Origin of the sequence: Streptomyces boluensis (assembly GCF_009908195.1) — a bacterium.
Taxonomy (GTDB): Bacteria; Actinomycetota; Actinomycetes; order Streptomycetales; family Streptomycetaceae; genus Streptomyces; species Streptomyces boluensis.
The window spans coordinates 1-19,025 of the sequence record NZ_JAAAHS010000120.1 but is presented as its reverse complement, the minus strand read 5'-3'; the positions used below and the strand labels follow the sequence as shown (position 1 = coordinate 19,025).

Genomic DNA, 19,025 nt, shown 5'->3' with positions numbered 1-19,025 from the left:
GGGCGGTGGGGTGCCGGTGGGCGCGGTGCTCATGTCGGGTCGGTCTCCTTGCTGGTCGCGCAGGTGCTGGTCGTGCCGGTGCTGGTTGCGCCGGGTCAGCAGGTCGATCAGGTCGTCGTCGGCACCCGCGGCCCGCACCGCGCCGAGGAAGGAGCGGAACAGGTGCCCGTATCCCCCTCCGCCCTCCGACTCCAGGTACCCGTGCCGGGAGATGTCGCAGCTGAGCAGCACCCGGTCGGCGTGCCCGGCGTCGAGGAGGGCGAGCAGCAGCCGGAGCCGGGTGCGGTCGCTCCGGTAGTGCTCCTTGCCGACGGTGTCGAAGGCGACGTACGCCCCGGCTGCCGCCAACTCCCGGTGTACGGACGGGACTTCGAGCAGGTCCTGGTGGCCGATGGCGACGCGGTGCGGGGCGAGGCCCGCGCCGGTGAGCAGGTCGAGCTGGGCGGGGCCGCCGCGGCCGAGCGCCGCGTGGGTCGCCACGGACAGGCCGCCGGCGCGTGCGGCCAGGGCGGCGGCGCGCAGCACTCGGGCCTCCGGTCCGGTGGGGGTGTCGCCGTGGCTGCCGACCTCGCCGATGACGCCGGGCCGTACGCCCGTTCCGTCGAGGCCCTCGTCGAGGTCGCGCAGCAGGGTGTCGGTGAGCTGTCCGACGCTGCTCGCGGCGACCTCGGGCGGGTGGAACGGCGCGTAGTACCAGCCGGTCGCCGCGATCACGGGGACTCCGGAGCGGGCGGAGATGCGGGCGAGGGCGCGCGGGTCGCGGCCCATGCCGCGGCAGCTCAGCTCGACCACCAGGGAGAGCCCGAACTCGGCGCGCAGCGCGGCGAGTTCGGCCGTGACGGCCGGCCCGTGCGCGACCGGGTCGAGCACGGCGGCCCGGTCGCCGGCCCGGTCCAGGTCGAGGGCGAGGTGCTCGTGCGGGAGGACGGGGCCGCGTACCTCGGCGGGGGAGAGCGGGCCGAGTACGGTCCGCAGGTGCTCGGGCGGGCGCTTCGGCGGGTGCGCGGTCACGCTTTGACCGGGGTGAACAGGTCCAGCCAGTACAGGACGTTGAGGACGACACCGCCGACGAGGACCGCCGCCGGGGCCGCCGCCATCCGGACGACCGGGCGGCCCATCGCCTCGTTGAGCAGGTACAGGCCGCCGCAGACGAGGATGCCGAGCCCGCCGCCCATCGCGTTCGCCGCCATCAGCGAACCGAAGAGGATCGCGAGCCCCAGCGCCTCCCCGATCGCGGCCCGCAGATGCTCCGAGGAGTCACGCACGCTGGGCAGCCGGCCGAGCCCCTTGCCGATCCAGGACAGCGCGAGCACCTCGACGGCGAACACGGCCGCACCCGCGAGCGCCGCGAGGTACGGGTTCGGCAGCAGATATCCGACGGGGTACGCGAGCGTGAACCCGACGATGCCGTACGCGCCGGAGGCCAGCGCGGTCGTCGCGATCAGCGGGAGGAAGCCGAGCATCCGGTAGAGGTCGACCTGCGCGGCCTCCGCGTACTGGCCCTTGGCGACGAGGAAGCTGGTCGCCTCGCCGCCGCCGAAGATCTTCAGCTGGGCGAGCACGCAGATCCCGGCGCCGAGCACCATGAACAGCGGCAGATGCCGCCGCAGCCGGGCCGCGCTCGCCCCGAACAACGAGGCCATGGGGTCGGCATCGTCCCCGGAACCCGTACCGGCGGTGTCGGACACAGGAGCCGCCGCCCTGCGCTGCCCGACGTCCCTGGCCACCGCGAACCCGATCAGCATCAGCACGCCCACGGCCATCGCGACGGCACCGGCGAACACGGTCGGCCACAGCTTCAACGTGAGGACGACCAGGGCGAGTTCGACCACCCCCACCACACCTCCGCGCACCCGGCCGAACTGCTTGGTCACGGCGAGCACCGGGAACAGCGTGAAGAGGTACAGGATCGGCGTCGACATCTCCTGCAGCGCGGTGAGGAAGTCGACCGGCAGCTCATGGGCGAGCCGGTTCGCGCCCTTCAGGCCGAAGACGACGACCGCGCCCCAGGCCGCCCCGAGCAGCGGCGCCAGCCACTTGCGGGGCGCGAGGATGCCGAGCACATCGGTGGGCAGGAACAGCAGCCACGGGTTGAGCACCCCGGACGCGAGCGCCATCGGCGCGCCGAGCCCGAACACGAACCCCGCCGAGAGCCCGAAGGACACCGCGGCGGTGGCCCCGCGCGTACTGCGGCCCCGGACGAAGTCGAGCAGGAACGGCCGTACGCCGTCGTTGAACACGGCCAGGGCCAGATGCGAGACGAACGCGGTCAGGGCGCAGAGCGCGATGACGGTCAGCTGCTGCGGCAGCGTGAAGTCGAGGCCGGTGCCCGCGGCGGACATCACCGGGTCACGCGCCGCGGCCGGCGATGGCGCGGGCGACGACCGGGGCCACGGCCTCGATCCGGTCGAGGGCGAAGCCGAAGGCCTTCTTGCCGTCGACGAGCAGCGCGTCGACCTCGTCGGCGGTCGGGGTGCCGCGCCCGAAGGTGTGGCAGGCGCCCTGCCCGAGCAGCCCGACGAGCAGCCCGAGGGAGGCGCCGGCGCCGGTGTGGCAGGCGCCGAGGTAGTAGTCGGCCGTGCCGGTACGGAGCCGGGTCGCGGCGTCCAGGTCGCTGGAGACGGTGACGTCGACACCGTCGAGCCCGAGCCGTTCGACGGCCTCGGCGACCTCGATCTTGCCGACGCCGCCGGTGAGGATCTGCGCCATGGGGAGCCCCTTCACGATCGATGGGTGGACCGCTGGGCGAGTACGGCCAGGTGCATGCCCAGGAAGTTGACCTCCGACTCCGGTAGTACGGCCCCGAGTTCGCGCCCGGCGCGCAGGGCGACGGCACGCGCCCGCGCGAGCGCCGTCGGGTGCCCGGACAGCTCGGCCGCGATCTGCCCGTCCGCGTCCGACCCGGCGATCGGCTCGCCGTCCAGGAGCCGGGTGAGCGCCATCAGCAGATGGCTGGTCAGCAGCCCCGCGCTCTCCTCGGTGACGGTGTGCCCCTCGGCCGCGAGCGCCACCAGCTCGGCGGCCACGAACGCGGCCACCTCGGGCCGCACCTGACCGCTGTCCCGGAACAGCCGGATACGGAACGCGAGCGGTTCGTCCGGGCTGTCCGGTTCACCTGGTCCGGCTGCCGCATCCAGTACGTCCATGAAGCCGCCTTCCGACACGTCGGGAGAGCCACCAGGATCGTGGAACCCGCCCCGGATCCGCCATGCCGCGGAACGGATTCCAGGCGCGGGGGATCTCCGGCAAAGGGCGGGGGATACCCGCTATAGGCCCGAAATGCCCGCTTGATCCGATCCGCCAATAGTGACGAGCGTGACCAGCCCCGTGCCGCCCCGCGACCGCGCCGACCAGCCGTGGCGCTCCGAGGGGGCGCCACCGCCGCCACCGCCGAAGAAGAAGGTGAGCTGGCGTGGGCTGATCTGGACGGCGCTGCTGGTGTACCTGATCACCAACCTGGTGCTGACCTTCGTCGGCGACGACGCGCCCACCAAGATCTCGTACACCGAGTTCAGCAAGCAGGTCACCGCGGGCAACGTCTCCAAGATCTACGCCAAGGGCGACCAGATCCAGGGCGACCTGAAGAAGGCCGCGGGCGTGCCCGACAAGGACAAGGACACGTACGACAAGTTCGCCACCCAGCGGCCGAGCTTCGCCGACGACCAGCTCTGGGACGAGCTGACCAAGCAGAAGGTCACCGTCACCGCCGAGCCCGTCTACAAGGAGCCCAGCCTCCTCACCAACCTGCTCGTCTCCCTGCTGCCGATCCTGCTGCTCGTCGCCCTGTGGGTGTTTATGGCCCGCCGGATGTCCGCGCGGCTCGGCGGCGGCGCGGGCATCGACGAGGTCGAGGGCGAGCTCAACGACGTGGTCGACTTCCTCAAGAACCCCGACAGCTACCGGAAGATGGGCGCCCGGATGCCCGGCGGCGTCCTGCTCGCCGGCCCGCCCGGCACCGGCAAGACCCTGCTCGCACGGGCCGTCGCGGGCGAGGCCGGGGTGCCGTTCTTCTCCGCCTCCGCCTCCGCCTCCGAGTTCATCGAGATGATCGTCGGCGTCGGCGCCTCCCGCGTACGCGAACTCTTCGCCGAGGCCCGCAAGGTGGCCCCGGCGATCATCTTCATCGACGAGATCGACACCATCGGCCGGGCCCGCGGCGGCGGCGCCGGCATGGGCGGCCACGACGAACGCGAGCAGATCCTCACCGAGATGGACGGCTTCTCCGGCTCCGAAGGCGTCGTCGTCATCGCCGCCACCAACCGCGCCGACGTCCTCGACCCCGCCCTCACCCGGCCGGGACGCTTCGACCGCACCGTCACCGTCAGCCCGCCCGACCGCAAGGGCCGCGAGGCGATCCTCGACATCCACACCCGCGGCATCCCGCTCGCCGACGACGTGGACCTCGCCCAGGTCGCCCGCACCACCCCCGGCATGACCGGCGCCGACCTCGTCAACCTCGCCAACGAGGCCGCCCTCCTCGCCGTCAAACGCAAGCAGACCGAGGTCACCGCGTCCGACCTGTCCACCGCCCTGGAAAAGGTCCAACTCGGCGCCGAACGGCCCCTGGTGATGCCCGCAGAGGAACGCCGCCGCACCGCCTACCACGAGTCCGGGCACGCCCTGCTCGGCATGCTCAAGGCCGGCGCCGACCCGGTACGCAAGATCACCATCGTGCCCCGCGGCCGCGCCCTCGGCGTCACCCTCTCCACGCCGGACGCCGACGAGTACGCGTACACGGAGGAGTACCTGCGCGGACGCATCATCGGCGCGCTCGGCGGCATGGCGGCCGAGCAGGTCGTCTTCGGCGTCATCACCACCGGCGCCGAGAACGACCTCGAACAGGTCACCAACATCGCCCGCGGCATGGTCGGCCGCTGGGGCATGAGCGCACGCGTCGGCCGCCTCTCCGCCCTCCCGAGCGACGCCCAGCAGGCCTACGGCCTCTCCGCCGCCCCCAGCACCCTCGACGCCATCGACGGCGAGATGGGCCGCGTCGTCGACGAGTGCTACGAGAGCGCCTGCCGCCAACTCCGCGAAAACCGCCACAAGTTGGACGCCCTCGCCGAGGCGCTGCTAGCCAACGAGACCTTGGAGGAGGTCGACGCCTACCGCGCGGCCGGCATCACCCGCCTCGCCAAACCCCACCCGTAGGTCGCGGCCACGCACCCGGTACGGTCAGCCCGGTGGCACGCGCGCGTAGTGAGCGGTCTACGCAGCGGTCTACACATCGGAGCGGACCGCACCGTCATGCGGCGTACATGTCGCTACGCCACACCTTGGTGTGAGCTGTGTGTGTTCCGGCGCAGATCGGCGCACCCGCCCTCGTCAGGACGCATCAGCGGCAACTGACTGGTACGTGCAAATTATTTGGGATGCCCCGGAATAGGAACACTGGAGCCCCCCGGCTCGTTGTCACGACGTGAGCACGACACCACCTGTCCTCGCCGCAGAGCTGGCGCAGGCGTGGGCCGATATTCAGCGGCACCACCCCGAGCTGCCGGACCTTGCCGCGCCCGAGTCCCTGATCGGAGAGTCCTCGTCCGCCTGCGGCGCCGAGCTCTCCTTCGAGCGACTGCTGCACGAGGCAGTCCACGGCATCGCCGCAGCCCGCGGCGTCCGGGACACCTCGCGCGCCGGCCGCTACCACAACCGCCGCTTCCTCGCGATCGCCGAGGAACTGGGCCTCGACCACCCCGAGGAACCGCACCCCAGCAGCGGCTTCTCCCTGGTCACGCTCAACGCCGAGGCGAGAAAGCGGTACCGCCCGACGACCGAGCGCCTCCAGCGCGCCCTCAAGGCCCACACCGCCGCCACCGCCCAGGACAGCGCCCGCAGCTTCCGCGGCCCCGCCGCCCGGCACGGCTCGTCCGGCGGCGGCGTCCGAGTCAAGGCGGTCTGCGACTGCGGCCGCAACGTCCGAGTGGTCCCCTCGGTCCTGGCCCAGGCTCCCATCATGTGCGGCGGCTGCGGCAAGCCGTTCCGTATCCCGGAAGTCGTGGGAGCGGTGTAAATCCAGCCCCTCCGGCGTTTGAGGTGGGGGCACCCCCAGCGGTAGCTGGGGGAGGGGTCCGGGGCGGAGCCCCGTGGCCTCCACCGGGTCCGCGCCCGCCTGTAAGGCTGAGGTCGGCACCCAGGAAACCCGCCCCAGCGAGGTATGGCACAATGACTAGCTGTACTCGACAGCCGCACAGGAACCCTCTCGCCTCCGGCTGACGCGTCCATCGGGCACTCGAGTACCGCAACCCCACGCGGCATCTTCGTTGTGCCCACCCACGTCAAGACCAGGAGACACCACTCCAGTGGCAGTCAAGATCAAGCTGAAGCGTCTGGGCAAGATCCGCGCGCCTCACTACCGCATCATCGTCGCCGACTCCCGTACCCGCCGTGACGGCCGGGCCATCGAGGAGATCGGCCTGTACCACCCGGTGCAGAACCCCTCCCGCATGGAGGTCAACGCCGAGCGCGTTGCCTACTGGCTGTCTGTCGGCGCGCAGCCGACCGAGCCGGTTCTCGCCATCCTCAAGAAGACCGGCGACTGGCAGAAGTTCAAGGGCGAGCCCGCCCCGGCCCCGCTGCTCCAGCCGGAGCCGAAGGCCGCGCGTCCGGTCTTCGACGCCGTGAGCACCGAGGACGGCCCCAAGGGTGAGGCCATCACCCAGAAGGCGAAGAAGGCCGACAAGAAGGCGGACGAGGCTGAGGCCGCGTCCACCGAGTCGACCGAGGCCTGAGCATGCTCGAGGAGGCTCTCGAGCACCTCGTGAAGGGCATCGTCGACAATCCCGACGACGTGCAGGTAGCCTCGCGCAACCTGCGCCGCGGACGCGTCCTCGAGGTCCGGGTGCACCCCGACGACCTCGGCAAGGTGATCGGCCGTAACGGCCGCACCGCTCGCGCCCTGCGTACCGTCGTGGGGGCCATCGGCGGCCGCGGTGTCCGCGTCGACCTCGTCGACGTCGACCAGGTTCACTGAACCAAAAGGCAATACCGGCACGGGCCGGGGAGGGCTCAAGGGCCCACCCCGGCCCGTCGTCGTACGAAGGAGAGTTCAACGTGCAGTTGGTAGTGGGACGCATCGGCCGCGCCCACGGCATCAAGGGCGAAGTCAACGTCGAGGTCCGCACGGACGAGCCGGAGCTGCGCCTCGGTCCCGGCGCCGTCCTGGCCACCGACCCCGCGGCCACCGGCCCCCTCACCATCGCCGCCGGTCGCGTACACAGCGGACGGCTGCTGCTCCGCTTCGAGGGCGTACGCGATCGCAACGGCGCCGAGGCGCTCCGCAACACCCTGCTCATCGCGGAGATCGACCCGGAGGAACTGCCCGAGGGCGACGACGAGTACTACGACCACCAGCTCATGGACCTGGACGTGGTGACCGTCGACGGCCAGGAGGTCGGCCGGATCACGGAGATCTCGCACCTCGCGTCGCAGGACCTGTTCATCGTGGAGCGGGCCGACGGCACCGAGGTCATGATCCCGTTCGTCGAGGAGATCGTCACCGAGATCGACCTCGAGGAGCAGCGCGCGATCATCGACCCGCCGCCCGGCCTCATCGACGACCGCGCTGAGATCGCCTCGTCGCGCGAGGACTCGTAATGCGCCTCGACGTCGTCACGATCTTCCCCGAGTACCTCGAACCGCTGAACGTCTCCCTCGTCGGCAAAGCCCGCGCACGCGGCCAACTCGACGTTCACGTACGCGACTTGAGGCAGTGGACGTACGACCGGCACAACACCGTCGACGACACCCCGTACGGCGGCGGGCCCGGCATGGTCATGAAGACCGAGCCGTGGGGCGACGCCCTCGACGACGCGCTCGCCGACGGGTACGAGCACGGCGCGCACGGCCCCGTCCTCGTCGTCCCCACCCCCAGCGGACGCCCCTTCACCCAGGAACTCGCCGTCGAGCTCTCCGAGCGCCCCTGGCTGATCTTCACGCCCGCCCGGTACGAAGGCATCGACCGCCGCGTCATCGACGAGTACGCGACCCGCATGCCCGTCTACGAGGTCTCCATCGGCGACTACGTCCTCGCGGGCGGAGAAGCCGCCGTCCTCGTCGTCACCGAAGCCGTGGCCCGGCTGCTCCCCGGAGTCCTCGGCAACGCCGCCTCGCACCAGGACGACTCCTTCGCGCCCGGCACCATGGCCAACCTCCTCGAAGGGCCCGTCTACACCAAGCCCCCCGAGTGGCGCGGCCGGGACATCCCCGATGTGCTGCTCAGCGGCCACCACGGCAAGATCGCCCGCTGGCGCCGCGACGAGGCACTGCGCCGCACCACCCGCAACCGCCCCGACCTCATCGAGCGCACCGACCCGAAGGCCTTCGACAAGAAGGACCGCGAAATGCTCTCGATCCTGGGCTGGCGGCCGGGCCCCGACGGGCGATTTGGGCCAACACCCGAGGCCGTGGAAGAATAGGCCGCTGCTGTACGTCCAGCCTGCGCCCCTGCCACAGGGGGAACGACCGAAGCTTGCTCCCCATGCACATGGGGATGGTCCAGACGCAAGGCCCGACGAGAACAGCTACCGAAACTCATCGCACACCTTCCCGTCGATGACCTGTGGCATCGGCGAAGAAAGCAGACACACATGGCTCACCTGCTCGACTCCGTCAACTCCGCGTCGCTGCGCACCGACCTCCCGGCCTTCCGCCCGGGTGACACGGTCAACGTGCACGTGCGCGTCATCGAGGGCAACCGCTCCCGTGTGCAGCAGTTCAAGGGCGTAGTCATCCGTCGCCAGGGTGCCGGCGTCAGCGAGACCTTCACGGTCCGCAAGGTCTCCTTCTCCGTCGGCGTCGAGCGCACCTTCCCGGTGCACACCCCGATCGTCGAGAAGATCGAGCTCGTCACCAAGGGTGACGTCCGGCGCGCCAAGCTGTACTACCTCCGTGAGCTGCGCGGCAAGGCCGCGAAGATCAAGGAGAAGCGCGAGAACTGATCTCGCGCCCCGGATCCCTCCTCGGATCCGGAGCCTCGGGGTGCGCCGGATAGGCTCTGACCCCGATGGACACCGAAGCAGCACAGCACACGGAGCGCGATCGCTCCCCCGAACCCGCCGACACCGAGCGGGAGGGGGAGGGGTCGCGCTCCGCGGCTGTTTCCGGCCCCGGAACCGCACCCGCCGACGAGGAGCCGGACGCGAGGCCCACACCGGACGCCGTGCCTGCGCCTGAAGCCGACGCCGAACTCGCCTTCGTACGGCCGGAGTTGTCGCCGAGTGCGCGGCGCTGGCGTCGTGCCGGTGTGGTCACCGCGCTGTGTCTGGTGTTCCTGCTGCTCGTCAGCACCTTCGTGATGCAGCCGTTCCTCATCCCCAGCCGTTCCATGGAGCCGACCCTGAACACCGGCGACCGTGTCCTGGTGAACAAGTTGGCGTACCGTTTCGGTTCCGAGCCGCAGCGCGGCGATGTCGTCGTCTTCGACGGCAGTGGCTACTTCGGCGACTCCGACTACATCAAGCGCGTGGTCGGTGTCGGCGGTGACCGGGTGGCCTGCTGCGGCGAGCAGGGGAAGCTCGAAGTGAACGGGGAGCCGGTGGACGAGGCGTATCTGTATCCGGGGGACGATCCGTCCACGGTGCCCTTCGACGTGGTGGTGCCCGAGGGCTCACTGTTCGTCCTCGGCGACCACCGCTCCGACTCCGCCGACTCCCGCGACCACCTGGGCTCGCCCGGCGGCGGCATGGTGCCCGTGGACTCCGTGATCGGCCGGGCCGACTTCATCGGGCTGCCCCTCGACCGGTCCGGTTCCCTCGACGCCCCCGACACGTTCGCGAAGGTGCCCCGACCCGGCGGTGCCCATGGGTAGCAGGGGCAAGCCGCGAGGCGATCACGGTCACAGCCCTGGCCACCCCGACGACACCATCCAGCTGACCGGACTCCGGCCCCCCGGAACCCGTCCTCCCGGACGCCGCCCCGCCGGAAGCCCGCCTACCGGATCACGGCCCGCCGAGGAGACACCGGCACGTCCCGGGCGGGCCGAGCGGCGGAAGCTGGCCCGTAAGGTGAAGCGCCGCCGAAGGCGCTCCGCGATCAAGGAGATACCCCTCCTCATAGGCGTCGCCATCCTCATCGCGCTCGTCCTCAAGACGTTCCTCGTCCAGGCCTTCGTGATCCCGTCGGGCTCCATGGAGCAGACCATCAAGATCGGCGACCGTGTCCTCGTCGACAAGCTCACCCCCTGGTTCGGCGCCGAGCCGCAGCGCGGTGACGTCGTCGTCTTCCAGGACCCCGGGGGCTGGCTGCGCGCCGAGCAGACGACGAAGAAGAAGGACGACCCCGTCGGCGTCAAGCAGATCAAGCAGGGCCTCACCTTCATCGGCCTGCTGCCCTCCGACGACGAGCAGGACCTCATCAAGCGCGTCATCGCCGTCGGCGGCGACCACGTCAAGTGCTGCGGCGACGACGGCAGAGTCACCGTCAACGGCGTCGCCATCGACGAGCCCTACCTGCACCCCGACGACCTCAGCAAACCCTCCTCCCGGCGCTTCGACGTCAAGGTGCCCGAGGGCCGCATCTTCGTCATGGGCGACCACCGCTCCAACTCCGCCGACTCCCGCTACCACCTCGACAGCCCGTACCAGGGCACCGTCTCCGAGGACGAGGTCGTCGGCACCGCCAAGGTCATCGCCTGGCCCTTCGACCACTGGAGCGGGCTCGAACAGCGCGACACGTACGCCTCCGTGCCCGACCCGGGGAACGCGTCCGGCGGGTCGGACGCGGCCGGCAGCACGTCGCATAGGCTGGGCAGCGAGAATCTGAACGTGAAAACCCCCCTCCCGATCCCTGCGGAACTCCCGCTCGTTATGGGAGTGGTAGGCCTGCATCGCGTACGCCATCACGTACGGAACAGGCGGCGGCACTGAACGAGGAGTGGATGTGGGGGATTTGGCCGTCGGCGCACGATCCGGACACGACGAACCCGAGGATGAACGCGACGTGATCAACGGCGGCTCCGACAGCACCGAATCAGGCGCGACGGACCCCGACGAGAACCCCCGCCGGAGCTCCGGCTCCGGGCACCGCTCCTTCTGGAAGGAGCTGCCGCTGCTCGTCGGTATCGCCCTGGTGCTCGCGCTGCTCATCAAGACCTTCCTGGTGCAGGCGTTCTCCATCCCCTCGGACTCCATGCAGGACACCCTGCAGCAGGGCGACCGGGTACTCGTGGACAAGCTCACCCCCTGGTTCGGCTCCGAGCCCGAGCGCGGCGAGGTCGTCGTCTTCCACGACCCCGGCAACTGGCTGCGCGGCGAGCCCACGCCCAAGCCGAACGTCTTCCAGAAGGCCCTCAGCTTCGTCGGCCTGATGCCCTCCGCCGAGGAGAAGGACCTCATCAAGCGCGTCGTCGGCGTCGCCGGTGACACCGTCGAGTGCAACGGCACCGGCCCGCTCAAGGTCAACGGCAAGGCCCTCGACGAGCGCGACTACGTCAACCACCGCTTCGGCGAGATGACGGCCACGCCGTGCAGCGACGACGACCAGGGCGGCCAGTTCAAGGTCACCGTGCCCGACGGCAAGATCTGGGTCATGGGCGACAACCGCCAGAACTCCCTGGACTCCCGCTACCACCAGCAGGACCCGGGCGGCGGCTTCGTACCCGTCGACAACGTCGTGGGGCGCGCCTTCGTCAAGGCCTGGCCCATCAACCGCTGGGGCACGCTGCCCGTCCCCGACACCTTCGACCAGTCGGGCCTCAATGCCGCGGCCACCGCCACCCCGGCCGCCCTCGGTCTCGTCGGTGCCGTGCCGCTCGTACTGTGGCGTCGGCGCAGGGTTTCTGGCGGCAGTACCGCCGGGTAGGGTGCCGTCCCAGATCACCGATCTTCCGTGCGACCGGTCACACCCGCGTGTGACCGGCGGACACCGGATCGTTTCTCCGAGGTGGGGCTGGGATGAGCAGAACACGACGTACCGACGAGGGCCACGGCAGCCTCGGCAGCAAACTGTCGGGCCTGGCCGTGGCCCTCGGCTGTGTGCTCTTCCTCGGCGGCTTCGTCTGGGGCGCGATCCTCTACCAGCCGTACACGGTGCCGACCCCGTCCATGACCCCGACCATCGGCGCCGGTGACCGCGTGCTCGCCCAGCGCATCGACGGTGACGAGGTGCGCCGGGGCGACGTCGTCGTCTTCCAGGAAGAGACCTGGGGCGACCTGCCCATGGTCAAGCGGGTCGTCGCCGTCGGCGGCGACCGGATCGCGTGCTGCGACGACCAGGGCCGCCTCACCGTCAACGGCAAGGCGATCGAAGAACCGTATCTGCCGAAGGGCGTGAAGGCCTCCGACTCCGGCATCCCGCCGACGACCGTGCCCAAGGGCCGGCTGTTCCTGCTCGGCGACGAACGCAGCGGCTCCCTCGACTCCACCGTCCACCTCGACGAGGCCGGCAAGGGTTCCGTGCCCCGCGACGCCGTCAACGCCCGCGTCGACGCCGTCGCCTGGCCGCTGAACGGCATGCTCGAACGCCCCACCGGCTTCGCGGCCCTGCCCGGCGGCCTCTCCGAACCCGGCCCGCTGCGCCTCGTCGTCGCGGCCATCGTCGGCGGCGCGGTCCTCATCCTGGCCGGGGCCGCGTACGGGCCGCTCGCCAAGCGCGGCAGCCGCAAGCAGCCGGGACGACGGAGGGAGCCTGCCGGTGCTGCCCGCTGAGGAGACCTCCGACGAGGGGCCCGTTGCCGGGGAGGCGTCCGCTGGGAAGGCCTCCGCTGTGCCCGCCGACGAGGAGCCGCGTCGGGTCGCCCGTGTCGTTCTGCTCGACCCCGATGACCGGATCCTGCTGCTGTACGGGCACGAGCCGGACGACGCCGACGACAACTGGTGGTTCACACCCGGCGGCGGCCTCGAAGGCGACGAGACCCGCGAACAGGCCGCGCTCCGCGAGCTCGCCGAGGAGACCGGCATCACCGACGCCGAGCTGGGGCCGGTGCTGTGGCAGCGCACCTGCTCCTTCCCGTTCGCCGGGCGCCGCTGGGACCAGGACGAGTGGTACTTCCTCGCCCGCACCCGGCACATCGCGGCGACCACCGGCACCGCCACGGACATGCCGGGCCTCACCGAGCTGGAACAGCGCAGCGTTTCCGGAATGCGGTGGTGGACGTGGCAGGAACTGTCGTCCACCCATGAGACGGTGTACCCGACCAAGCTCGCCGGGCTGCTACGCGCGCTGCTCGACGAGGGTCCTCCGGGCAGTCCCACGGTCCTCGACACAGAAATCGTCTAGGGCGGGGCGGGGCTGGCGCACAATAGGGGGACGCACGGCTGAAGGGGAACATGCCATGAGCGCCGAGGACCTCGAGAAGTACGAGACCGAGATGGAGCTGAAGCTCTACCGGGAGTACCGCGACGTCGTCGGTCTGTTCAAATACGTGATCGAGACCGAACGGCGCTTCTACCTCACCAACGACTACGAGATGCAGGTGCACTCGGTCCAGGGCGAGGTCTTTTTCGAGGTGTCGATGGCCGACGCCTGGGTGTGGGACATGTACCGGCCCGCTCGCTTCGTGAAGCAGGTCCGGGTCCTCACATTCAAGGACGTGAACATCGAGGAGCTCAACAAGAGCGACTTGGAGTTGCCGAGCAGTTGATGTTTGTACCGGGGCTTCGCCTCGGCAGGGGCTCTGCTTCGGCAGGGCCCCTGTTTTGTTTGGCCCTGCTTTGTTTGGGGTCCCTGCTGTGTTTGCGGGTGCGGCGCCTGCCGGTGGGTCGTCTGCTGGTCGCATCTGGTGGGGGAGTGGCCGGTGTGACACGTGTGGGTGACGGAGTTATCCACAACCGGCCGGTTATCCACCAAGATCCACAAGCTGGACGCTGATCCGCCACCTTCGAACCCGGAGGTGGTGCCCCATGAACGCACGCGGAGCACTCGGCAAGTACGGCGAAAACCTCGCCGCGCGACAACTCGTCGCCGCAGGAATGAAGATCCTGGCACGCAACTGGCGGTCAGGACCCGGCGGCGAGATCGACATCGTCGCCCTCGACCACGACACCCTCGTCATCTGCGAAGTCAAAACCCGCCGCGGACGACCCGACCACACGGGCCACACGGACCGTACTGGCCGTACTGGCCGTACGGACCACGCCGACCGTACGGGCCACGCCGACCGCACGGACCACGCCGGCCGCTCGGACCGCACGGGGCCCGTACCCGTACCACCCTTCCAACACCCCATGGCGGCCATCACCCCCGCCAAGGCCGACCGCCTGCGCACCCTCGCCGAACGCTGGCTCCACCACAACGGAGGCCCACCACCCGGCGGCGTCCGCATCGACCTCATCGGCATCCTGCTGCCCAGCCGCGGCGCCCCCTTCGTCGAACACGCACAGGGGGTGGCGTAATGGCCTTCGCCCGCACCTGCTCCGTCACCCTCGTCGGCGTCGAAGGCGTCGTCGTCGAAGTCCAAGCCGACCTCGAACCCGGCGTGGCCGCGTTCACCCTCGTCGGACTCCCCGACAAGAGCCTCACCGAAAGCCGCGACCGCGTCCGCGCCGCCGTCGTCAACTCCGGCGCCGCCTGGCCCCAGAAGAAACTCACCGTCGGCCTCAGCCCCGCCTCCGTACCCAAAGGCGGCAGCGGCTTCGACCTCGCCGTGGCCTGCGCCGTACTCGGCGCCGCCGAACGCATCGACCCCCGCACCCTCGCCGACGTCGTCATGATCGGCGAACTCGGCCTGGACGGCCGGGTCCTGCCCGTACGCGGAGTCCTGCCGGCCGTCCTCGCCGCCGCCGAAGCGGGATACGACCAAGTCGTCGTTCCCGAACGCGCCGCCGCCGAAGCCGCACTCGTCCCCGGCGTCTCCGTACTCGGCGTCCGCAGCCTGCGCCAACTCATCGCCGTACTCACCGACGAACCCGTACCCGAAGAAGAACCCGACCCCGACACCAACCGCACCGGACTCAACCCGCCCACCAACGGATTCGGCGGAACCTTCGCCACCATCGGCACCCCCGACAACACCACCCACCACGACCTCGCCGAAGTCGTCGGCCAGGCCGCCGCCCGCACCGCCCTCGAAGTCGCCGCGGCGGGCGGCCACCACCTCTTCCTCCAAGGCCCGCCCGGCGCAGGCAAAACCATGCTCGCCGAACGGCTGCCCTCGATCATGCCGCCCCTCACCCAGAAAGAAGCCCTCGAGGTCACCGCCGTCCACTCCGTCGCCGGCACGCTCCCCGCAGGGCGCCCACTCGTCGAAACCCCGCCCTACTGCGCCCCGCACCACTCCGCGACCATGCAGTCCCTCGTCGGCGGCGGCCCCGGACTCCCACGCCCCGGCGCCGTCTCCCTCGCCCACCGAGGCGTCCTCTTCCTCGACGAGGCCCCCGAGTTCAGCGCCAAAGCCCTCGACGCCCTACGCCAACCCCTCGAAGCCGGACACGTCGTCGTCGCCCGCGCGGCAGGCGTCGTCCAACTCCCCGCCCGCTTCCAGCTGATCCTCGCCGCCAACCCCTGTCCCTGCGGCCGCTGCACCCTCCTCGGCGAAAACGGCAGCTGCACACCCGGAGCCATCCGCCGCTACCAAGGGCGCCTCTCCGGGCCCCTCCTCGACCGCGTCGACCTCAAGGTCGAGGTCGAACCCGTCACCCGAGCCGACCTCACCGCCACCGTCCACCGAGGCGACACCACCCGACAGGTCGCCGACCGCGTACGCCAAGCCCGCGAACGCGCCGCCGCACGACTCACCAACACCCCCTGGACCACCAACAGCGACATCCCCGGACACGAACTCCGCACCCGCTGGCACGCCGCACCAGGAGCCCTCCACGAAGCCGAACACGACCTGGAGCGCGGCCTCCTCACCGCCCGCGGCCTGGACCGCGTACTCCGCATCGCCTGGACCATCGCCGACCTGAGCGGCCGCGACCGCCCCGACAACAACGACGTCAACCTCGCACTCCAACTCCGCACCGGCATCTCCCGAGGCGCCCCCATGGCCATCGCGCCCTGATCCTCCATCGCAGGCCATCAATACCCCTTCACCACACGGCAGTTGGTGGCACCGCGACCCTTAGCCCCACACGGTCGGCCACCCACCACCCGCCACGGAAAAGCACACCTACGGAAGCAACCACGGAGGCGAACACCATGCCGCTCACCACACGCGATGAGCGCCTCGCACGCATCGCCCTCACCCGCATCCTCGAACCAGGCGACGACCACACCGGCCGCTGGCTCCGCGACCACGGCGCCCCCGAACTCCTCCAACGCCTCACCCACGACGACGCACCCCTGCCCGGCGCCGGCCCCAAACGCCTCGCAGGACTACGCAACCGCGCCACCACCGCCCGCCCCGAAGCAGACCTCCGCACCGCACACGCCACCGGAGCCCGCTTCATCATCCCCACCGACCCCGAATGGCCCGGCCAACTCCGCGACCTGGGCGACGCCCAACCCATCGGACTCTGGGTACGCGGCCAACCCGACCTGCGCATATGGGCACTACGCTCCGTCGCCCTCGTCGGCGCCCGCGCCTGCACCGAGTACGGCGCACACATGGCCGCACGCCTCGCCACCGGCCTCGCCGAACACGGCTGGGTCGTCGTCTCCGGCGGCGCCTACGGCATCGACGGCGCCGCCCACCGCGCCACACTCGCCGCAGGCGGTGCCACCACCGCCATCCTCGCCTGCGGCGTCGACACCCCCTACCCCCGCGGCCACACCGCACTCCTCAACCGCATCGCCGAACAAGGCCTGCTGCTCAGCGAGTTACCACCCGGCGACCACCCCACCGCCTACCGCTTCATCCAACGCAACCGCGTCATCGCCGCCCTCACTCGCGGCACCGTCGTCATCGAAGCCGCCCACCGCAGCGGCGCCCTCACCACCGCACGCGCCGCCCAACGCCTCGGCCGCCACACCATGGGCGTACCAGGACCCGCCACCAGCAGCCAGTCCGCAGGCGTACACCAACTCCTGCGCGGCGAAGCCGGCCTCGTCACCGACGCCGCCGAAGTCATCGAACTCATCGGAGAGATGGGCCAACTCGCACCCCAACCACAAGGCCCCGTCATCCCCCGAGACCTGCTCACACCCCACACCGACCGCGTACTCGCCGCCCTGCCGGCCCGCGACCCCGCAACCGTCCACACCATCGCCCGCGACGCCGCCACCACCCCGGACGACACCATCGCCAGCCTGTACGAACTCCACTCACTCGGATTCGTCGAACGACACGGCGACAACTGGAAGTTGACACGCCAGACACCCCGAACGGACTTTTCGCCGAACGACAACACCTGAACAACACCCGTTGCGCCGTCCGGACGATCCCCGATGACCTTGGCAGATTCTGTGATTTGGGGCCCGGAACCCAACCCCGCACCACACAACAACACGGCACAACCAACCCGACGAACCCGTACGCCCGCGCCCGATCCCCTACTCTTCGCACACTGCGACGCTCCAGTCACGCTACGCTCACAAGGCTTCCGACTCCGACGCGCAGGTAAGACGCGCACGTAAACGAACCACAGCAGAACGGCTCAAGGCGACGAATGCCCCAGCACACCTCCGGGTCCGACCGGGCAGCGGCCATTCCCCCCGCCGCCCGCGACGGCGCGCGGCCGCCCGCACCCTCGTCGCTCGACGAGCTCTGGAGGTCGTACAAGGCGACGGGCGACGGACGACTGCGCGAACAGCTGATCCTGCACTACTCACCCCTGGTGAAATACGTCGCCGGCCGCGTCAGCGTCGGCCTCCCACCCAACGTCGAACAAGCGGACTTCATGTCCTCCGGCGTATTCGGACTCATCGACGCCATCGAGAAGTTCGACATCGACCGCGAAATCAAATTCGAGACGTACGCCATCACCCGTATCCGCGGCGCGATGATCGACGAACTCCGCGCCCTCGACTGGATCCCACGCTCCGTACGCCAAAAGGCACGCAACGTCGAACGCGCCTACGCCACCCTCGAAGCACAACTGCGCCGAACCCCCTCCGAAAGCGAAGTCGCCGCGGAAATGGGCATCGCGATCGAAGAACTCCACGCGGTCTTCAGCCAGTTGTCCCTCGCCAACGTCGTAGCCCTCGAAGAACTCCTCCACGTCGGCGGTGAAAGCGGCGACCGGCTCAGCCTCATGGACACCCTCGAGGACACCGCCGCCGAGAACCCCGTGGAGATCGCCGAGGACCGCGAACTGCGCCGACTCCTCGCCCGCGCCATCAACACCCTGCCGGAGCGCGAGAAGACCGTCGTCACGCTCTACTACTACGAAGGCCTCACCCTCGCCGAGATCGGCAACGTCCTCGGCGTCACCGAGAGCCGCGTCAGCCAGATCCACACCAAATCCGTGCTCCAGCTCCGCGCCAAACTCGCCGGCTTCGGGCGCTGAATCGGTACTGCCCGACCACCGCGCACGCAGGCCCCCGCCGAGGCACGTCCACACAAGGCTCACTCGAGTCGACTCCCGCACACCACATCCGCTCCGTAGAGTGGGTACGTGCCAAGGATTCGAGCGGCCTCAGTGGCCGAGCACCGATCGATGCAACGCGGCGCCCTCCTTGACGCCGCCAGGTCCCTGCTGTCCGAGGGCGGAACGGAAGCGCTGACCTTCCCCGCGCTCGCCGAACGCACCGGCCTCGCCAGATCCTCCGTCTACGAGTACTTCCGCTCCCGCGCGGCCGTCGTCGAGGAACTCTGCGAAGTCGACTTCCCGGTCTGGGCCGCCGAAGTCGAATCGGCGATGCAAGCCGCGGACGGCCCCGAGGACAAGGTCGAGGCGTACGTACGCGCCCAACTCGCCCTCGTCGGCGATCGCCGCCACCGAGCCGTCGTCGCCATCTCCTCCAGCGAACTCGACGCGGGCGCCCGCGAGAAGATCCGCGCCGCCCACGGCGGCCTCGTCGCCATGATCGTCGAAGCGCTAGAAGCCCTCGGCCACGAACAACCCCGCATGGCCGCGATGCTGCTCCAAGGAGTCGTCGACGCAGCGGTACGCCGCATCGAACTCGGCGCCGCCGAAGACCCCACAGCGATCACCGACGCGGCGGTACGCATGGCGCTCGGGGGAGTGCGGGGCTGAACCCCTCGTTCCACC

Annotated in this window: 21 protein-coding genes and 1 pseudogene; 18 read left to right on the top strand and 4 right to left on the bottom strand. The window is 70.3% G+C overall.

The genetic code is table 11. The features are described 5' to 3' along the window. The 4 genes from GUY60_RS17185 to GUY60_RS17170 all read right to left on the bottom strand — a co-directional run. Positions 1-1,011 (bottom strand): phosphotriesterase family protein (locus tag GUY60_RS17185; RefSeq protein ID WP_161698722.1); only part of this gene is annotated, 1,011 nt, incomplete at its 3' end. Then, positions 1,008-2,342 (bottom strand): YhfT family protein, encoded by a 1,335-nt coding sequence (locus GUY60_RS17180; protein ID WP_161698720.1) that lies wholly within the window; start codon positions 2,340-2,342, stop codon positions 1,008-1,010. The genes GUY60_RS17185 and GUY60_RS17180, both read right to left, overlap by 4 nt. A gap of 7 nt (positions 2,343-2,349) precedes the next feature. Further along, complete coding sequence (locus GUY60_RS17175) at positions 2,350-2,709, bottom strand: DUF2620 family protein (RefSeq protein ID WP_161698718.1); 360 nt, start codon at positions 2,707-2,709, stop codon at positions 2,350-2,352. Between the two features lie 11 nt (positions 2,710-2,720). Beyond that, positions 2,721-3,146 carry a transcriptional antiterminator gene (locus GUY60_RS17170; protein WP_161698716.1) on the bottom strand — a complete coding sequence of 142 codons (426 nt, stop codon included), beginning with the start codon at positions 3,144-3,146 and terminating at the stop codon, positions 2,721-2,723. A 169-nt stretch (positions 3,147-3,315) separates the two neighbouring features. Here GUY60_RS17170 and GUY60_RS17165 point away from each other — a divergent pair, with 169 nt between their 5' ends. From GUY60_RS17165 to GUY60_RS17080, 18 genes and pseudogenes are all read left to right on the top strand, one after another. Then, positions 3,316-5,151 (top strand): ATP-dependent metallopeptidase FtsH/Yme1/Tma family protein, encoded by a 1,836-nt coding sequence (locus GUY60_RS17165; protein ID WP_161698714.1) that lies wholly within the window; start codon positions 3,316-3,318, stop codon positions 5,149-5,151. Between the two features lie 268 nt (positions 5,152-5,419). Beyond that, entirely contained in the window at positions 5,420-6,010 is a 591-nt protein-coding gene (locus GUY60_RS17160) for a hypothetical protein (RefSeq protein WP_161698712.1), read from the top strand. Between the two features lie 289 nt (positions 6,011-6,299). Further along, positions 6,300-6,728, top strand: a complete 429-nt coding sequence (gene rpsP, locus GUY60_RS17155; RefSeq protein WP_161698711.1) for a 30S ribosomal protein S16 — start codon at positions 6,300-6,302, stop codon at positions 6,726-6,728. Positions 6,729-6,730: 2 nt separating this feature from the next. Then, positions 6,731-6,970, top strand: a complete 240-nt coding sequence (locus GUY60_RS17150; RefSeq protein ID WP_030361979.1) for an RNA-binding protein — start codon at positions 6,731-6,733, stop codon at positions 6,968-6,970. Between the two features lie 80 nt (positions 6,971-7,050). Further along, complete coding sequence (rimM, locus tag GUY60_RS17145) at positions 7,051-7,593, top strand: ribosome maturation factor RimM (RefSeq protein WP_161698709.1); 543 nt, start codon at positions 7,051-7,053, stop codon at positions 7,591-7,593. Then, positions 7,593-8,414: a tRNA (guanosine(37)-N1)-methyltransferase TrmD gene (gene trmD, locus GUY60_RS17140; protein ID WP_161698707.1), complete on the top strand. Its 822-nt coding sequence runs from the start codon at positions 7,593-7,595 to the stop codon at positions 8,412-8,414. Before rimM ends, trmD begins: the two co-directional genes overlap by 1 nt. Positions 8,415-8,585: 171 nt before the next feature. After that, positions 8,586-8,936, top strand: coding sequence for a 50S ribosomal protein L19 (gene rplS, locus GUY60_RS17135; protein ID WP_161698705.1), 351 nt, complete (start codon positions 8,586-8,588; stop codon positions 8,934-8,936). Positions 8,937-9,001: 65 nt separating this feature from the next. Further along, a complete protein-coding gene (gene lepB / locus GUY60_RS17130) occupies positions 9,002-9,805 on the top strand; it encodes a signal peptidase I (RefSeq protein WP_161698703.1) in 804 nt (267 codons plus the stop codon). Next, positions 9,798-10,928: pseudogene (lepB, locus tag GUY60_RS17125) on the top strand (signal peptidase I). The gene lepB (GUY60_RS17130) and the pseudogene lepB (GUY60_RS17125) overlap by 8 nt, the downstream one beginning before the upstream one ends. Further along, positions 10,876-11,796, top strand: coding sequence for a signal peptidase I (lepB, locus tag GUY60_RS17120; protein WP_161698701.1), 921 nt, complete (start codon positions 10,876-10,878; stop codon positions 11,794-11,796). The pseudogene lepB (GUY60_RS17125) and the gene lepB (GUY60_RS17120) overlap by 53 nt, the downstream one beginning before the upstream one ends. A gap of 92 nt (positions 11,797-11,888) precedes the next feature. Next, on the top strand, positions 11,889-12,641 hold the full coding sequence (gene lepB, locus GUY60_RS17115) for a signal peptidase I (protein ID WP_161698699.1): 753 nt from the start codon (positions 11,889-11,891) through the stop codon (positions 12,639-12,641). Next, positions 12,631-13,212: an NUDIX hydrolase gene (locus GUY60_RS17110; protein WP_188132610.1), complete on the top strand. Its 582-nt coding sequence runs from the start codon at positions 12,631-12,633 to the stop codon at positions 13,210-13,212. The genes lepB (GUY60_RS17115) and GUY60_RS17110 overlap by 11 nt, the downstream gene beginning before the upstream one ends. A 55-nt stretch (positions 13,213-13,267) precedes the next feature. After that, positions 13,268-13,576, top strand: a complete 309-nt coding sequence (locus tag GUY60_RS17105; protein WP_055510545.1) for a DUF2469 domain-containing protein — start codon at positions 13,268-13,270, stop codon at positions 13,574-13,576. Between the two features lie 259 nt (positions 13,577-13,835). Then, positions 13,836-14,327, top strand: coding sequence for a YraN family protein (locus GUY60_RS17100; protein ID WP_161698697.1), 492 nt, complete (start codon positions 13,836-13,838; stop codon positions 14,325-14,327). Then, positions 14,327-15,934 (top strand): YifB family Mg chelatase-like AAA ATPase, encoded by a 1,608-nt coding sequence (locus GUY60_RS17095; protein WP_161698695.1) that lies wholly within the window; start codon positions 14,327-14,329, stop codon positions 15,932-15,934. Before GUY60_RS17100 ends, GUY60_RS17095 begins: the two co-directional genes overlap by 1 nt. A gap of 137 nt (positions 15,935-16,071) precedes the next feature. Continuing rightward, positions 16,072-17,226, top strand: a complete 1,155-nt coding sequence (gene dprA / locus GUY60_RS17090; protein WP_161698693.1) for a DNA-processing protein DprA — start codon at positions 16,072-16,074, stop codon at positions 17,224-17,226. A gap of 254 nt (positions 17,227-17,480) precedes the next feature. Continuing rightward, positions 17,481-18,320 (top strand): RNA polymerase sigma factor WhiG, encoded by an 840-nt coding sequence (whiG, locus tag GUY60_RS17085; protein WP_161698691.1) that lies wholly within the window; start codon positions 17,481-17,483, stop codon positions 18,318-18,320. A gap of 132 nt (positions 18,321-18,452) precedes the next feature. After that, positions 18,453-19,010, top strand: a complete 558-nt coding sequence (locus tag GUY60_RS17080) for a TetR/AcrR family transcriptional regulator (RefSeq protein ID WP_161698689.1) — start codon at positions 18,453-18,455, stop codon at positions 19,008-19,010. Positions 19,011-19,025: the final 15 nt, after the last annotated feature.

Coding starts and splice junctions, on each gene's coding strand:
- GUY60_RS17105 (WP_055510545.1), top strand. CDS start 13,268: ATGAGCGCCGAGGACCTCGAGAAGTACGAGACCGAGATGGAGCTGAAG.
- lepB (WP_161698703.1), top strand. CDS start 9,002: ATGGACACCGAAGCAGCACAGCACACGGAGCGCGATCGCTCCCCCGAA.
- GUY60_RS17180 (WP_161698720.1), bottom strand. CDS start 2,342: ATGTCCGCCGCGGGCACCGGCCTCGACTTCACGCTGCCGCAGCAGCTG.
- GUY60_RS17150 (WP_030361979.1), top strand. CDS start 6,731: ATGCTCGAGGAGGCTCTCGAGCACCTCGTGAAGGGCATCGTCGACAAT.
- GUY60_RS17170 (WP_161698716.1), bottom strand. CDS start 3,146: ATGGACGTACTGGATGCGGCAGCCGGACCAGGTGAACCGGACAGCCCG.
- rplS (WP_161698705.1), top strand. CDS start 8,586: ATGGCTCACCTGCTCGACTCCGTCAACTCCGCGTCGCTGCGCACCGAC.
- trmD (WP_161698707.1), top strand. CDS start 7,593: ATGCGCCTCGACGTCGTCACGATCTTCCCCGAGTACCTCGAACCGCTG.
- whiG (WP_161698691.1), top strand. CDS start 17,481: ATGCCCCAGCACACCTCCGGGTCCGACCGGGCAGCGGCCATTCCCCCC.
- GUY60_RS17095 (WP_161698695.1), top strand. CDS start 14,327: ATGGCCTTCGCCCGCACCTGCTCCGTCACCCTCGTCGGCGTCGAAGGC.
- GUY60_RS17175 (WP_161698718.1), bottom strand. CDS start 2,709: ATGGCGCAGATCCTCACCGGCGGCGTCGGCAAGATCGAGGTCGCCGAG.
- lepB (WP_161698699.1), top strand. CDS start 11,889: ATGAGCAGAACACGACGTACCGACGAGGGCCACGGCAGCCTCGGCAGC.
- GUY60_RS17100 (WP_161698697.1), top strand. CDS start 13,836: ATGAACGCACGCGGAGCACTCGGCAAGTACGGCGAAAACCTCGCCGCG.
- dprA (WP_161698693.1), top strand. CDS start 16,072: ATGCCGCTCACCACACGCGATGAGCGCCTCGCACGCATCGCCCTCACC.